The following is a 16,598-nucleotide window of genomic DNA, read 5'->3' on the forward strand; positions in this document are numbered from 1 at the left end:
AAGTAATATTATATCCAACCCTTTCATTTAAAATGAAAGGGTTTTTTATTGCTAATAGTAATTGAAAATAATTCTAAAAAAACGTGTAAACCAAAGAATATCTTAAAAATTAAATTGGTTAACCAGTTTAGATTAGTAAAATCTCAGTTTTTACAAGTAAAAATGTTAATTTAATTATTTTACTTCTAATTGATTTTGTTATTTTTACGCTCATTAAAAACTAATCAAACAAAAACTATATGGAATCAATGATGATTTATATGCCAATTGTAGCTGCCTTAATAGGATTAGCTTATATGTGGATAAAAAGATCTTGGGTATTAAAGCAAGACGCAGGTGATGGAAAAATGGCTGAAATTTCTAGTCATATTTACGAAGGTGCTTTAGCATTTTTAAAAGCCGAGTATAAGCTACTTGCTATATTTGTAGTTATATCAAGTGTTTTGTTAGCAATTGTCTCTCAAGTTGTAGATTCAACAAGTATATTAATTGTTATTGCTTTTATTTTTGGAGCTATTTTTTCTGCTTTAGCAGGAAATATGGGAATGAAAATAGCAACCAAAACTAATGTTAGAACAACACAAGCAGCTAGAACAAGTTTACCACAAGCATTAAAAGTGTCTTTTGGAGGTGGAACAGTTATGGGACTTGGTGTTGCTGGTTTAGCAGTACTTGGTTTAACGGTCTTTTTTATTGTATTCTTTAATATTTTTATGCCAGACGGTTGGACAAACACAACTGATATGACTAAGATATTAGAAACCCTTGCAGGTTTCTCATTAGGAGCAGAATCTATTGCATTATTTGCACGTGTTGGTGGAGGAATCTACACTAAAGCAGCAGATGTTGGAGCAGATTTAGTTGGTAAAGTAGAAGCAGGAATACCAGAAGACGATCCACGTAATCCTGCAACAATAGCAGATAACGTTGGAGATAATGTTGGTGATGTTGCTGGAATGGGAGCAGATTTATTTGGGTCTTATGTAGCTACAGTATTAGCAGCAATGGTTTTAGGTAATTATATTTTAGATGTAAATGATATTTCAATATTTGAAGGTTTTGGTAAAATAGGACCAATTTTATTACCAATGTCAATTGCTGGTATTGGAATAATTATTTCAATGCTTGGAACAATGCTAGTTAGTATTAAAAATAACGAAGCAAAAGAGGCTCAAGTTATGGGAGCACTAAACAAAGGGAACTGGTTTTCTATTGCTTTAGTTGCAATATCTTGTTACTTTTTATGTACTTGGATGTTACCAGAAACAATGAAAATGAACTTTTTTGAGTCCAGTGGTAATGTATTAAAAGACATTTCTGCTTTACGTGTATTTTATGCTACATTAGTTGGTTTAGTTGTTGGAGCAGTAATATCTTCAGTAACCGAATATTATACAGGTTTAGGTAAAAAACCAATTTTAAATATTGTACAAAAATCTGCTACAGGAGCAGGAACAAATATTATTGCAGGATTAGCAACAGGAATGATTTCTACTTTTCCAACAGTAATTTTATTTGCTGCTGCAATATGGTCGTCTTATGCTTTTGCAGGATTTTACGGAGTTGCTATGGCTGCATCAGCAATGATGGCTACTACAGCAATGCAGTTAGCGATTGATGCTTTTGGACCTATTGCAGATAATGCAGGAGGTATTGCAGAAATGAGTGAGCAAGATCCTATCGTAAGAGAACGTACAGATATATTAGACTCGGTTGGTAATACAACAGCAGCAACAGGAAAAGGTTTTGCTATTGCTTCTGCTGCATTAACATCTTTAGCTTTATTTGCTGCTTATGTAACGTTTACAGGTATTGAAGGAATTAATATTTTTAAAGCACCAGTTTTAGCGATGTTATTTGTTGGAGGAATGGTACCAGTAGTGTTTTCTGCTTTAGCAATGAATGCTGTAGGTAAAGCTGCAATGGAAATGGTTTATGAAGTTAGACGTCAGTTTAAAGAAATTCCAGGGATTATGGAAGGAACAGGAAAGCCAGAATACGATAAGTGTGTGGCAATTTCTACCGAAGCTTCTTTAAAAGAAATGATGTTACCAGGTTTATTAACTATTGGTTTCCCTTTAGTTATTGCTTTTGTACCAATGTTATTTGGTATGGATAACTTAATGATTGCAGAAATGTTAGGTGGTTATATGGCAGGAGTTACTGTTTCTGGTGTATTGTGGGCAATCTTCCAGAATAATGCTGGAGGAGCTTGGGATAATGCTAAGAAGTCTTTTGAAGCTGGAGTTATGATTAATGGTAAAATGACTCATAAAGGGTCTGATGCACATGAAGCTGCAATTACTGGAGATACTGTTGGAGATCCATTTAAAGATACATCTGGTCCATCAATGAATATTTTAATTAAACTAACTTGTTTAATTGGTTTAGTGATTGCTCCTATTTTAGGAGGTCATGCTGAAACAGGAGTGGCTCATGCAGATGGAATTTCTATTGAAAAAGAAATGATAGTAAATAACAATCAAGCAGAAGCGACTGTAAGTTATACTATGATGGTTAATGGTGAAGAAGTAACTAAACAAGAAATTTTTAAAGGAACAGAAGCTGAGGTTAAAACAAAATTAGAAGCTTTTGAAGCAGCTAATAAAATAGCAACTGATGCTAATGTAAAGGTGATCAAAAAAGTAAATATTAATAAAGGCTAGTACTTTAATATTTCTAAATAATTTTAAACCTGCTAATTTGATTAGCAGGTTTTTTTTATATTATATTTGAGGTAATGAGTTGGTTTAAGAAAGATCCTTTACAAATAATTTCGTTTTTAAGTTATGGTACGTCTAACCACTTCTACCATCGTGGTCGTGCACTTGAAGATGAAACCATTGATCTTGACCAAAAAAGTTTGTTTAATCTAATTTTAAATACCTGGAAACGTTTTGAAACTGACGAAATAAAACATACTAAACTAAAAATAACCTTACCTAACAAGCAAGTCTTTAATACCGAAACAGATAAGGATGGTTACTATAAATTTAACCAATCTTTTACTGGTTTGGAACATTTAGTTAATGAAGACGGTTGGCTAACTTTTGAGGTGTCTTACAATCAACCTAATTTAAAAAGAACAGTACAAAATAATAATAGTTTTAATGCAGAGTTGTTAATACCTAATCAGCATTCGGATTTTGGAATTATTAGTGATATTGATGATACTATTTTACATACAGGAGTGGTCTCTGTTTTAAAATGGCGTGTATTGTATAATACGTTTTTAAAACATGCACAAAACAGAATTCCGTTAGAAGGCGCAGCAGAGTTTTATCATTTACTGCATAAAGGTCCTACTGGTAAAAAAGCGAATCCTGTTTTTTATGTTAGCCATAGTCCATGGAATTTATATCGTTATTTAGAGTTTTTTTTACGAACAAATAATTTTCCAAAAGGACCTATTTTACTTAGAAGTTTTAGAAATATTTTTAAAAAGAAAACTGCAAATTGTAAAACTGAAAAGCAAGTAGAGATTGAAAATATATTAAAAACGTATCCTGATTTTTCTTTTATTTTAATTGGTGATAGTGGAGAGCGTGATCCTGATATTTATCTAAAAATTGTAAATGATTATCCAAATAGGATTAAAGCAGTTTACTTAAGAAGTGTTAATGATAAAAAGAAAATTAGACGTGTAAATAACTTGCTAAAGCACTATCAAAACACACCTGTTTTATTAGTAAACTCTAGCAAAGAAGCTACAATACATGCTAAAAGTAATGGTCTAATTAAGTAAGCCTGCGTTAAGGATAGAAGTGACATCCTTTTTTTGCTGCCATAAATGGCAAAAAAAGATATAACGGATAGCCTGACCCTTGTGGTAACGCTATAAAATTAAAATAACCCGTTAATTTCTGCGTCTATTTTATTGATAATAGTTCCTAAATCTTCTGGATTAGCTACAAAATCCATGTTGTCTACATCAATAACTAGTAGGTTACCTTTGTTATAACCATGGATCCAAGCCTCGTAACGCTCGTTAAGTCTGCTTAAATAATCAATACTAATTGAGTTTTCATAATCACGACCACGTTTGTGTATTTGCGATACCAAATTTGGGATAGAACTGCGTAGGTAAATTAACAAATCTGGACCTGCAACAAAACCTTCCATAAGATCAAATAATGATTTGTAATTTTCAAAATCACGATTAGTCATTAAACCCATTGCATGTAAATTGGGTGCAAAAATATGCGCATCTTCATAAATAGTTCTGTCTTGGATAATGTCTTTTTCGCTTTCTTTTATTTGAGAAACTTGTCTAAAACGACTATTCAAAAAGTAAACTTGAAGGTTAAAACTCCAACGTTCCATTTGATTATAAAAATCGTCTAGGTATGGGTTATCTACAACATCTTCTAATTGGGCTTCCCATTTAAAATGTTTTGCTAATAATTTAGTTAGCGTTGTTTTTCCTGCTCCTATGTTTCCTGCAATGGCAACGTGCATATTTAATCCGTTTTAAGTTGGTATTGGTATAGTAATTTACGATTGTAAATATAAAGGATTTGATTGGTTACAGAAAACTGACTTATTAACATATTTGGTAAAATAATAGGAAGTAATTTTTTTGATTTACTATTATAAAAAATTAAAGTATTTTCTGTTTGAATAATTACATTTTCGTTAGATGCTTTTATTTTTAAAAAACCGTCATTTTTTACCTTATAAACAACACTTCCAAAATAATTGTAGCAATACAAATAATGTTCTGTTAATAGCCAGCAGAAGTTGTAATTGCTTGTTAAATCTAATACTTTGGAAGCTACAGGAATAGTTTTGTATCGTGTCTTTTTTGTTTTATAATCGTACAATTCTAGATATTGATTATCTTGGTTAAATAACCAAAGGGTATTATCAAAACCTGTTGTGACATGAGATATGTTTTTATAAGGTTGAGAAGTATTAAAGTCTAGTTTAGAGATTTCTGCTAATCTATTATCTAAAATAATAATGGTGTTTAAGTCAGCATAAAAGACATTTATTTTTAAAGGATTAAAGGTGTTTACTGTAGTGATGTTTCCTAATTGAATATTACTATAGTTGTATGATTGATCTTTTTCTTTTTTTATAATAGTATTATCTTTTATAAAGTATAAACTCTCAAAATTGTTTTTTGAAACAAATACATCTGCTTTTAAGCTATCTTGTTTTTGTAAAGTAGTTGTTATTTCGTCTTGAGCTAATAACGAAAATGATAATAAAAATATGAGAAGTGTTATAGATTTCATTGGCTAACAATGTACAAAAACTAAACCAAAACTGTAACATATTGACTAACTAACTAGACTTATAGAGTATTAGTATATATTTAACAACCTTGGATTAAACTATTGGTTAATTTTGAGGTCTAAGTAATTAGTAAAAAGAAACAAAACTTAAATTATATTAAAATGAAATTAAAATCTACTCTAAAATATCTAGCTATTGTATTAGTTACAATTACTGCATCTAATGCATTTGCGCAAGATAATTTTCAAGGTCAAGCAATTTACATGTCAAAAACTACTGTGGATATGGATGGTTTTGGAGGACGAGAAATGAGTCCTGAGCGTAAAAAGATGATTATGGAACGTATGAAATCTATGCTTGAAAAAACTTTTATTTTGGATTTTAATAAAACAGAATCTATGTATAAGGAAGATGAAGCTTTAGAGGCTCCAAGTGGAGGACGAGGCTTTATGATGGGAGGAATGTCTGCTGGAACGATATATAAAAACGTAAAAGAAAATCAACTGCTACAAGATCAAGAATTTTTTGGAAAGCAATTTTTAATTAAAGATAGTCTGCAAACTTTAGATTGGAAAATGGGTGGAGAGTCTAAGCAAATAGGTAAGTATACTTGCTTTAAAGCCACAGCTATGAAAAAAGTAGATGCTGGAGATTGGACAAACATGAGAAGAAGAGGTGGTAAGAAAGGTCCAAAAAATGGAGAAGAAAAAGCAGAAATAAAAAAGGACAGCACAAAAACTGATGCTCCAAAAGATCCATTTGATGAAATTGAAATCCCTAAAGAAATAGAGGTTACAGCTTGGTACACAATGGATATTCCTGTAAATAGTGGTCCTGGAGAATATTTTGGTCTACCTGGATTGATATTAGAAATTAACTCTGGTAGAACTACAGTTTTATGTACTAAAATAGTAATGAATCCTTCTGAAAAAACTGAAATTAAAAAACCTACTAAAGGTAAAGAAGTAACAAGAGATGAGTATCAAGACATTGTAAAGAAGAAAATGGAAGAGATGCGCGAAATGTTTAGGTCAAGAGGAGGACGAGGAAGAGGACGTAACTAATCTTTTTAATACCAATTACCAATCAAAAGCCACACATGAAATATATATATACAATACTAATTTTATTAGTAGTTAACACGTCCTTTGCTCAAGTTAAATTTGAAGGGATTGTAAAGGATAGTACTGGAGTAGGATTAGAACTAGCAAATATTGTTGCTATAAACCAAGCTACTAAAACGTTAGAAGCTTATGCAATTACTAATGATAAAGGACGATACAAACTTAATTTAGAAGTAAATTCCACTTATAATATTAAGGTTAGTTATATAGGTATGACACCTGTTTCTGAAACTGTAGTAACTAAAGAAACCAATATTAATAAAGACTATACTATGTCTATTGATAATAGTTTAGATGAGGTAGAGATTACTTATGAAATGCCTGTAACTATCAGTGGAGATACTATTACTTATAATGCAGATTCTTTTAAAAATGGAACAGAACGCAAACTTGGTGATATCCTAGAAAAAATGCCAGGTGTTGAGGTTAACGATGATGGAGAGGTTGAGGTAGAAGGAAAAACTGTTGGTAAAGTAATGGTAGATGGTAAGGAATTTTTTGATGGAGATACTAAATTAGCTACAAAAAACATTCCTGCTAATGCTATAGATAAAGTGCAGGTTTTAAAAAACTATTCTGAGGTTGGTCAATTAAGTGGTGTAACTAATAATCAAGATAATATTGCAATCAATATTAAGCTAAAAGAAGGTAAGAAAAACTTTTGGTTTGGTACTATTACTGGAGGTTCTGGAAGTTTTAAAGATGGAGAATTGTATTTACTACAACCTAAATTGTTTTATTACAGCCCTAAAAAGAGTATCAATTTTATTGGAGATTTAAATAATCTAGGAGAGCTAGCTTTATCACGACGTGATATGTTTAATTTTTCTGGTGGTTTCCAAATGCCTAGTCAACAAAGTGGGACTAATATTAGTTTAGGAAGTAATGATTTAGGGTTTAGACAACTTCAAAATAATAAAGCCAAAGATATCAATACTAAGTTTGGAGCAGCTAACTTTAGTTTTTCCCCAAAAAGCACATTAGACCTTAGTGGTTTTGCGATTTTTGCAAGTAGCAGAATTAATTTGCAAGAGAATAGTTCTGTTTTGTATACAGATCAAACTTTAGATATTCCTGATGAGTATACTGAAAGTAATACTAAACAGAAAAGTGATGTAGGTTTATTAAAGTTTAGTGCAAAATATAAACCTAATGCTAATAATCAATTAGATTATGATATCCTAGGTCGTACGTCTAAAGACGAGCAGTTAAACGGAACTTACTCTAACGTTATTGGGTCAATTAACCAATTTGAAGACACTAATCCATATAAAATAAATCAAAACCTTAATTATTATTACACTTTAGATGAAGATAATATTTTTGCATTATCTGCTCAACATTTACTACAAGATGAAGATCCATTTTATAATGCTTTGTTAGAAAATGACCCATTAAATAATAACGATGCTATTAATGACCCATTTGATGATACTGCTTCGGATTTAGGCTTAGATGGAACTCAGGTTAATTACGATGTAAATCAAGAAAAAAGGGTTAAAACAAATCAGTTAGATGCTAAAGTAGATTATTGGAATATTTTAAATAAAAAAAGTGATATTAATTTTACACTTGGTACTATTTATAGCAATCAACAATTTGACTCTAATATTTTTCAAACTTTGGATGATGGCTTAGAGGTAGACACTAATACTATTATAACAGATTTAGTAGATGTAAATGATATAAAATATACGTTCAGTGATTTGTATTTAGGGATGCATTATCGTTTCAAAACAGGTAAATTTACTATTAGTCCAGGTGTTTCTGCACATGCTTATAATGTTGTAAATAATCAGTTTAACACAAAAACTAAAGATAACTTTTTTAGACTGTTACCTGATTTAAATGTGCGTGTACAATTAAAAGGGTCAGAAAATTTAAATCTTAGTTATAAAATGCAAACACAATTTACTGATGTAAATCAGTTTGCAAGAGGGTTAGTTTTAAACGACTACAATTCAACTTTTATAGGTAACCCTTACTTAGAAAACTCGTTATCACATAATGTTAACCTAAGCTACTTTAGTTTTAACATGTTTAACTACACAAATGTATTTGCATTTGTAAATTATAATAAAAATATAGATAATATAAGAAACATTTCTGAGTTTCAACCAGGTTCAGTAATAAGAAGTAGTACACCTTATAATTCTGGTTTAGAGGATGAAAGCTTAAGTGTTAATGGTCGTTTTCAAAGACGTTTTGGTAAATTACAAGCAAGCGTAAGAGGTCGTTTTACTTATTCTAAATTCAATCAATTTATTAATGATCTAGTATCAACAAATAAAAATTACAATCAAAGTTATACTACAGAATTGCGATCTAATTTTAGAGAAGCCCCAAATTTTGAATTGCGTTACACTTATGGTTTAAATAACAGCGATCAAGGAGATAGAAACACAAAAATTTATACTAATGCTCCAGCAGTAGAGTTTGATGCTCTTATATTTAAAACATTTACTTTTAAAACTGATTACACCTATAGTAAACAAACAATTGAAGGAGAAAGTAATAGTTTTGGTATGTGGAACGCTAACTTAGCGTACAGAAAGAGTAGTGATAGTAAATGGGAGTATGAAGTAAAGGCAACCAATTTATTAGATACAGATTCTAGTATACAAAATAGTAATGGAGCATTTTCTGTCAGTACTAGCGAGTATTTTATACAACCAAGATTTGTTACTTTTAGATTTGTATATAATCTATAAAATGATAATAAATAAAATAAAAAATCCCTTTTAACTATAGTTGAAAGGGATTTTTTATTAATTAATGTTTTGTGTGTTAAAGTAGTTAAAGGTTACCACTCATTAATACGATTAGAGTCTAATTTAATAAAGATAAAGACTAGTATTGTAAAACCCCAAAGACCAGATCCTCCATAACTAAAAAATGGAAGAGGAATACCAATAGTTGGGATTAATCCCATTACCATTCCAATATTAATCATAAAGTGTAAAAATAAAATAGAAGCTACTGCATAACCATACATTCTGCTAAATTGATTTTTCTGTCGTTCTGCTAGAAAAAGAATTCTTATAATTAAAATTATAAAAGTAACAACTGTTAGAAAACTACCAATAAAACCCCATTCTTCTCCTACAGTACTAAAAATGTAATCGGTTTCTTGTTCTGGAACAAAATTTCCTGTTGTACGTGTGCCTTCCAAAAACCCTTTTCCTTTAAATCCTCCACTACTAATAGCCTTTTCAGACTCATTAAGGTTGTAAGCAACGGTTTTTTTCATTTTCTCCAATTTAACTGGATCCTTTTCAAGACTTAACCAAACAGTAATTCTATCTTTTTGGTGATCAGGTAATATGTTTTCATAAAAAAAGCGGACTCCAAAAGCTAATAGTGCGCTAAGTAATAATACTGTAATAGGTTGAACTATTGAAGGTCTTTTCTTTCTGGTAAAGTAATAGGTAAAAACCACAATTGCTGCAATTAATAGCGTATTAATTACACCAAATTTTAATGAAAATATAGACAATAAGATCAATAAAAGTCCAACAATTAAATATATGTGTGGTAAACCTTCTCTGTATAATACAAAGAAAAAAGCTCCATAGACTAATGTGCTTCCTGCATCTGGTTGTAAAAGTACAAGTAAAGCTGGAACAATAATTATTGCAAATGTTTTAAGTTGGTCGTTAAACTTGTTTATGTCTGTATTTAAATCGCTGACATATTTTGCTACTGCTAATGCTGTAGCGACCTTAGCAAACTCACCTGGTTGAAAGGTGAAAGATCCAATTGGATACCAAGAGGTTGCACCATTTATGTTTTTTCCAAATACAAATAAACCAGCCAAGAGGAGTAGTGATACAAGGTAAATAATACTGGAAAAGCGCTCGTAAAATTTTGCTTGTACAGATAAAATAAAGACAATTATTATTGCTGATAAACCAATAAAAATAAGTTGTTTACTATATAATTTAGATAAGTTAAAATATTCAATGGTTTCTCCACCATAAGTTGCCGATAAAATATTTAACCATCCAAAACCAACCAAAATAAAAAATAATATTATGGTTAACCAATCAAATTTATAATGTCTATCTGTTTGTCTTAACATTTAATCTAGTTGGTTTAGTCTTTTCTTTAGTTTATAATATTCTTCAGGTTTTACTACTTGTAATTGGGTTTGACCATTTATTTTAAAAGGTTCGCCAGAATACGGTTTTGCGTATTCATTTTCTAAACTATGGGTTAAAACCCAATCTTCTAAATCTTTTCTGCTAATACTTCCTTTTAAATATTTTTCTATCATTAAACTGGTTATTTTTCCAGCAAAACGACTTCCCCAATATCCATTTTCTACAAAAACAGCAATTGCAATTTTAGGGTTGTTTTTTGGTGCAAAAGCAACAAAAATAGAGTGGTCTGTTAGTTGTGTTTTAACACTATCTATTTTGACAAAGTTTTCTACCGTTCCTGTTTTTCCAACAATTTCAATATCTTTTATTTGTAAAGATTTTGCTGTACCTTTTTCATACACTTTAAGCATACCTTCTATTACAGGGTCAAAATGTTGTTTGTCAATGGTTGTGTATTTTGGTATTGTAAAATTGTCTGGCAAGGTTTCGCCTTCAATTTCTTTTATAATATGTGGTGTATAATAATACCCTCTATTTGCTATTGCTGCAATCATATTGGCTAATTGTATTGGAGTAGTTCTAACTTCTCCTTGGCCAATTGCATTGGACATGGTATAGGTAGAATAAAATCGTTTTGGGTAAACAGAACTATAAAATTTTCTATCTGGTATTCGTCCTTTTTGGCCAACATATAAATCGTTATTTAAAAAATTACCAAGACCAAAACTTTTTGCGTGCTTACTCCAATTGTCAATACCAATAGAGGCATTGTCGTAGTTGTCAAGTATTCTTTTATAAACTGTTCCAAAGTATGCGTTACAAGATTCTTGAATACCTCTTGTAAGGTTGTTTTTTACGCCATATCCACAGTGACATTTCATAAAGGCTCTTTTTCCGTATTTAAGACCATTATAACAGGTTATTTTTTCTTCTTGAGAGATTACACCTTCTTGTAAAGCAATTAAGGCATTCATTAATTTAAAAGGAGAACCAGGTTCATAAACACCTTGTAAGCTTCTGTTAAATAAGGGTTTTGCAATAGAGTCATTATACAATTTGGTGTAGTTTTTACTTCGGTTTCTACCAACTAAACTATTAGGGTTGTAAGTTGGAGCAGAAATCATAGCCAGGATTTCGCCAGTTTTAGGTTCTATAGCTATAACACCACCTCTTTTATTTGTCATTAGTAATTCTCCATAGGCTTGTAAAGTGGCATCAATTGTTGTTTTAATGTCTTTTCCTGCTTCTGGTAATGTGTCATATGTACCTTCTTTAAAAGACCCAAGGTTTCTGTTGTGTCTATCTTTTTGTATAAATTTTATTCCTTTTTGACCTCTAAGTGTTTTCTCGTATGATGCTTCAATACCTTGCTTACCAATAAGGTCTCCAGATTGGTAATAGTTATCATTTTTAATATTTCTGTCATTAACTTCTCCAATATCTCCTAAAACATTTGCTCCAATAGTGGTTTCGTATTTTCTTAAATTTCTTTTCTGAATATAAAAACCTTCGTATTTACGCATTTTTTCTTGTAAAATGGCGTAATCTTCTTTTGATAAGTGAGAGACAAAAACATAAGGTAATCTTGGAGAGTAGCGTTTTGCTTTATCGTACTTTTTTATAAAAGTTTGTTTGTCAATTTTTAATAGACTACAAAACTCTAAAGTATCCAATGGTTTTACTTCTCTTGGTATGACCATGACATCATAGGATGGTTGGTTGGATACCAAAAGTTTACCATTTCTGTCATACACAAATCCACGTTTTGGATAATCAAAAACTTTTCTAATAGCATTATCATCATAAAGGTTTGCTGAGACACCTTTATAAATTTGAAGAAAAAGTAATCGTCCTGTAAAAACACAGCCAACAATTATAACAAACAGAAGAAGTAATAATTTTCTCATTTAGATTTTGTGCTAAAAATTGACGTTATTAAGATACAAAGTATGATCGTGAATATACTAGAAAACAACGTGTTTTGTAACACTAAAATTATTTTTGAAACGTTAAAAATTTCAAATAAAAAATATATAAAATGATGAATGATTGTTAAAATAGAAATATAAGTCAATTTTTGACCAAAATCTGTGTTATTAAATTTAAGCGCTTGATGCTCGTAAACTGCTCCAAAGCTAAATTTTAAAACAGCAGGTCTTACAAATGCTGTTACCAAAGCTGCACTAGCATTAATCCCTCCAGAATCCATAAAAATATCAATAATTAATCCTAGTAAAAAACTTAAAAATAAAAATAGGATGCGATTGTTTTTTACAGGATACAAAATGATAAATAGTATATAAATATATGGATTGATGTATCCCATATAATTAATTTTACTAAACAATAATACTTGTAGTAAAATAAGTACTATAAATCTAACAGTATGTATGGATAATAGATTATTCATCAGATTTTAATAAAGCATCTATTAGTGGTTTGTCTTTGTTTTCTATAATACTAACATGTTCTAGATTAGTCATGTCATTAAATAGTTTCACTTCAATTTCAAAATAATTTTTAGTGATATCTAATTTAAAATCTTCAATTTTTCCTACTAAAATTCCTTTAGGAAAAATAGCAGATCTACCAGAAGTTACAATCGTGTCTCCTTTTTTTAGTGTTGCACTTTTTTGGATATCTGTAAGTTGTACAAATTTTGGAGATACACCATTCCAGCTTAAAGTCCCAAATTGATTGGTTTGTTTTAGTTGTGCACTAATTTTACTTGTGGTATTTAAAACTGATATTATTGTAGCATATTTACTACCAGAGTTATCAATTATTCCAATAATACCTTTGGACGAAATAACACCTAAATCTTCTTTAATACTATCTTTAATCCCTTTGTTTATTGTTAAATAGTTATTTTGAAGTGCGTAGCTGTTTTTGATAACTTTAGCAGATGTAAACTTATATTGACCAGAAAAAGAAGTAGAGTCTATGTAAGATGCTGTGTTAACAGAATGATTAGTTATTAAAGATCTTAATCTTAAGTTTTCTTCTATTAGTTTATTGTTTTCTTCTTTTAAATTAAAATAGCTACTTACAGAATTACTCATACCATAGACACCTCCAGTAATTGAATTAGCAGAGTTTATAAACTTGCTTTTATGATAAGAATGAGATTGAATAGTTAAGCTAACCGAAATAAAAAGTAACAACAAGAAAAACAAAAACGTTTTGTTTCTAAGTATAAAATTTACAATTTGTTGCATTTAGTTAGTGTTACTACTTTATCAATACGCTTTTGTATTTTGGAATATTTTTAAGTGTAATCCCTGTTCCTCTAACTACAGCTCGTAACGGATCTTCTGCAATGTAAACAGGTAAGTCTGTTTTCTGTGACAGACGCTTGTCTAAACCACGTAGCATTGATCCACCACCAGCAAGATAAATACCAGTATTGTATATATCTGCTGCTAATTCTGGAGGAGTTTGAGACAACGTTTCCATAACAGCATCCTCAATACGTAAAATAGATTTATCTAATGCTTTAGCTATTTCTCTATGAGATATTTGAACCTGCTTTGGCTTACCAGTTAATAAGTCACGTCCTTGTACGCTCATATCTTCTGGTGGAAGATCTAAATCTTCTGTTGCAGCTCCAATTTGGATTTTAATTTTTTCTGCAGTACGCTCTCCAACATATAAGTTGTGCTGTGTACGCATATAATAAATGATATCGTTGGTAAATACATCTCCTGCAATTTTTACAGATTTATCACAAACAATTCCACCAAGTGCAATTACAGCAATTTCTGTTGTACCACCACCTATATCTACAATCATGTTGCCTTTAGGTTGCATAATATCTACACCAATACCAATTGCTGCAGCCATAGGCTCGTGTATTAAATATACTTCTTTTCCGTTAACACGCTCTGCGCTTTCTTTTACTGCTCGCATTTCTACTTCTGTAATTCCAGAAGGAATACAAATTACCATACGTAAAGCTGGAGTAAATAGTTTCTTTTTAAGTGCTGGGATATTTTTAATAAATAGACTTATCATTTGCTCAGACGCATCAAAATCTGCAATTACACCATCTTTTAATGGTCTAATTGTTTTAATGTTTTCGTGTGTTTTTCCTTGCATCATGTTGGCTTCTTGTCCAACTGCGATAATTTTTCCACTAATACGATCACGAGCAACAATAGAAGGTGCATCAACAACAACCTTGTCGTTGTGAATAATTAATGTATTGGCAGTACCTAAATCTATAGCGATTTCTTCTGTCAGGAAATCAAAAAATCCCATGTTTTATGTGTAATTTAAGGAGTTGAAAAAATATATCATGTAAAAGTAAGAAATCTAAGTAAAAAAACGCAGATTATTCTATAATGTTGTGCTATAATTTTTAAATGTTGAAAAACCGTCTTTTTTCAATTGTAATATTGAGAAATTTTCAAATTTTAATTTTAAGATTTATCTTAAAAAAGAGATGTTTTTACGCTTTCGCGGAAATTGAGCCAGTTAAAACTAAAAAAGCTTCAGTAATTTAACTGAAGCTTTTTAATTGACATTTATAAGATTCTTTTTTTAGTGTTTAAAATGACGTGTTCCAGTCATTACCATTGATACATTATTAGCGTTACAATAATCTATAGTTAATTGATCCTTTATAGAACCACCTGGTTGAATAACACTTGTTATTCCTGCGTTATCTGCAATTTCAACACAGTCAGGAAACGGGAAAAAGGCATCACTAGCCATAACGCTTCCTTTTAAATCAAAATTAAAAGATTGTGCTTTATGGATGGCTTGGTTTAATGCGTCAACACGACTTGTTTGTCCTGTACCACTAGCGCATAATTGCTTGTTTTTTACTAAAACAATAGTATTAGATTTTGTGTGTTTACAAATTTTTGAAGCAAAAATTAGATCTTCAATTTCTTCTGCACTTGGTTTAGTGTTTGTTGCATAAGATAAATCTGCAACTGTATCTGTTTTATCATTTCTGTCTTGTACTAAAACTCCGTTTAAACAAGTTCTAACCGTTGTTTTTGCAAAAGCAGCATCTTTTAATACTAAAAGAATTCTGTTTTTCTTTCCTTTTAAAATAGTTTCAGCTTCTGCTGAAAAAGAAGGAGCTATAACTACTTCACAAAATAATTTATGAATATCTGTTGCACAAGCAGCATCAATCTCTGTATTACTAATTAAAACACCTCCAAAAGCAGATACAGGATCACCAGCTAAAGCATCTGTGTAAGCTTGATCTACTGTGTTGCGTTGTGCAAAACCACAAGCATTGTTATGTTTTAAAATGGCAAATGTTGGTTTTTCGTTTTTAAATTCTGCAATTAAATTTACAGCAGCATCAACATCTAAAAGGTTGTTGTAGCTTAATTCTTTACCATGTAGTTTGGTAAACATCTCGTCAAAATTTCCGAAGAAAAATCCACGTTGGTGTGGGTTTTCTCCATAACGTAATACTTTACCATTAGTCTCGCTAATTTTTAAAGAAGCTATGTCATGATTAGCATTAAAATAATTAAAAATAGCAGAGTCATAATGAGATGAGACATTAAAAGCTTTGGCAGCAAAACGTTTTCTGTCGTCTTCGGATAAGTTTCCTTTTTTGTCTGTAATTAATTCTAAAAACTCAGAATAATCATCCACTGATGATACACAAATGACGTCTGCATAATTTTTTGCAGCAGCACGTATTAAAGAAATCCCACCAATATCAATTTTTTCAATAATATCTTGGTTTGGTGCTCCAGAAGCAACTGTTTTTTCAAAAGGATATAAGTCTACAATTACTACGTCTATTTGTGGGATATCAAAGTCCTTCATCTCTTTAACATCACCATCATGGTTTTGTCTATTTAGGATTCCTCCAAAAACTTTTGGATGTAATGTTTTTACACGACCTCCTAAAATTGAAGGATAAGAAGTTACGTCTTCTACAGGTACGACGTCTATGCCTAAGTTTTTTATAAATGTTTCAGTTCCACCTGTAGAATAAATAGTGACACCTTGTTTGTTTAGCTCTTTAACAATAGGCTCTAAACCGTCTTTGCTAAATACCGAAATTAATGCAGATTTAATTGTTTTGTTGCTCATTATAGTTGTGTTAATAAGCAAGCAAATTTAAGAAAAATGAAATTGTTTTAGCTGAAAA

General features: G+C 30.6%; 12 protein-coding genes. 4 read left to right on the forward strand and 8 right to left on the reverse strand.

The window, feature by feature from the left end:
• Positions 1-239: 239 nt before the first annotated feature.
• A complete protein-coding gene (locus SJY17_RS07200) occupies positions 240-2,666 on the forward strand; it encodes a sodium-translocating pyrophosphatase (protein WP_397364825.1) in 2,427 nt (808 codons plus the stop codon).
• 74 nt (positions 2,667-2,740) lie between these two features.
• A complete protein-coding gene (locus SJY17_RS07205) occupies positions 2,741-3,745 on the forward strand; it encodes an App1 family protein (RefSeq protein ID WP_397364826.1) in 1,005 nt (334 codons plus the stop codon).
• Positions 3,746-3,843: 98 nt separating this feature from the next.
• Here the strand turns inward: SJY17_RS07205 and SJY17_RS07210 are convergent, their stop codons facing one another.
• Positions 3,844-4,458 carry a deoxynucleoside kinase gene (locus SJY17_RS07210; RefSeq protein WP_397364827.1) on the reverse strand — a complete coding sequence of 205 codons (615 nt, stop codon included), beginning with the start codon at positions 4,456-4,458 and terminating at the stop codon, positions 3,844-3,846.
• A gap of 2 nt (positions 4,459-4,460) precedes the next feature.
• Positions 4,461-5,240, reverse strand: a complete 780-nt coding sequence (locus SJY17_RS07215) for a hypothetical protein (protein WP_397364828.1) — start codon at positions 5,238-5,240, stop codon at positions 4,461-4,463.
• 162 nt (positions 5,241-5,402) lie between these two features.
• Between SJY17_RS07215 and SJY17_RS07220 the strand changes: the two genes are divergently transcribed.
• Both SJY17_RS07220 and SJY17_RS07225 read left to right on the forward strand, forming a co-directional pair.
• Entirely contained in the window at positions 5,403-6,305 is a 903-nt protein-coding gene (locus tag SJY17_RS07220) for a GLPGLI family protein (protein WP_397364829.1), read from the forward strand.
• A 35-nt stretch (positions 6,306-6,340) separates the two neighbouring features.
• Complete coding sequence (locus tag SJY17_RS07225; RefSeq protein ID WP_397364830.1) at positions 6,341-9,076, forward strand: outer membrane beta-barrel protein; 2,736 nt, start codon at positions 6,341-6,343, stop codon at positions 9,074-9,076.
• A 92-nt stretch (positions 9,077-9,168) separates the two neighbouring features.
• On the opposite strand, the gene rodA is transcribed toward SJY17_RS07225, so the two are convergent.
• From rodA to purH, 6 genes are all read right to left on the reverse strand, one after another.
• A complete protein-coding gene (gene rodA / locus SJY17_RS07230; protein ID WP_397364831.1) occupies positions 9,169-10,446 on the reverse strand; it encodes a rod shape-determining protein RodA in 1,278 nt (425 codons plus the stop codon).
• Positions 10,447-12,375: a penicillin-binding protein 2 gene (gene mrdA, locus SJY17_RS07235; RefSeq protein ID WP_397364832.1), complete on the reverse strand. Its 1,929-nt coding sequence runs from the start codon at positions 12,373-12,375 to the stop codon at positions 10,447-10,449.
• Positions 12,372-12,878 carry a rod shape-determining protein MreD gene (locus SJY17_RS07240; protein ID WP_397364833.1) on the reverse strand — a complete coding sequence of 169 codons (507 nt, stop codon included), beginning with the start codon at positions 12,876-12,878 and terminating at the stop codon, positions 12,372-12,374. The genes mrdA and SJY17_RS07240 overlap by 4 nt, the downstream gene beginning before the upstream one ends.
• The gene (mreC, locus tag SJY17_RS07245; RefSeq protein WP_397364834.1) at positions 12,871-13,686 is read right to left on the reverse strand and encodes a rod shape-determining protein MreC; all 816 of its coding nucleotides are present in this window, start codon (positions 13,684-13,686) and stop codon (positions 12,871-12,873) included. Before mreC ends, SJY17_RS07240 begins: the two co-directional genes overlap by 8 nt.
• A 13-nt stretch (positions 13,687-13,699) precedes the next feature.
• Entirely contained in the window at positions 13,700-14,728 is a 1,029-nt protein-coding gene (locus SJY17_RS07250; RefSeq protein ID WP_397364835.1) for a rod shape-determining protein, read from the reverse strand.
• 282 nt (positions 14,729-15,010) lie between these two features.
• Positions 15,011-16,540, reverse strand: coding sequence for a bifunctional phosphoribosylaminoimidazolecarboxamide formyltransferase/IMP cyclohydrolase (gene purH / locus SJY17_RS07255; RefSeq protein ID WP_397364836.1), 1,530 nt, complete (start codon positions 16,538-16,540; stop codon positions 15,011-15,013).
• Positions 16,541-16,598: the final 58 nt, after the last annotated feature.

This window comes from Olleya sp. R77988 (assembly GCF_044594215.1).
Taxonomy (GTDB): Bacteria; Bacteroidota; Bacteroidia; order Flavobacteriales; family Flavobacteriaceae; genus Olleya.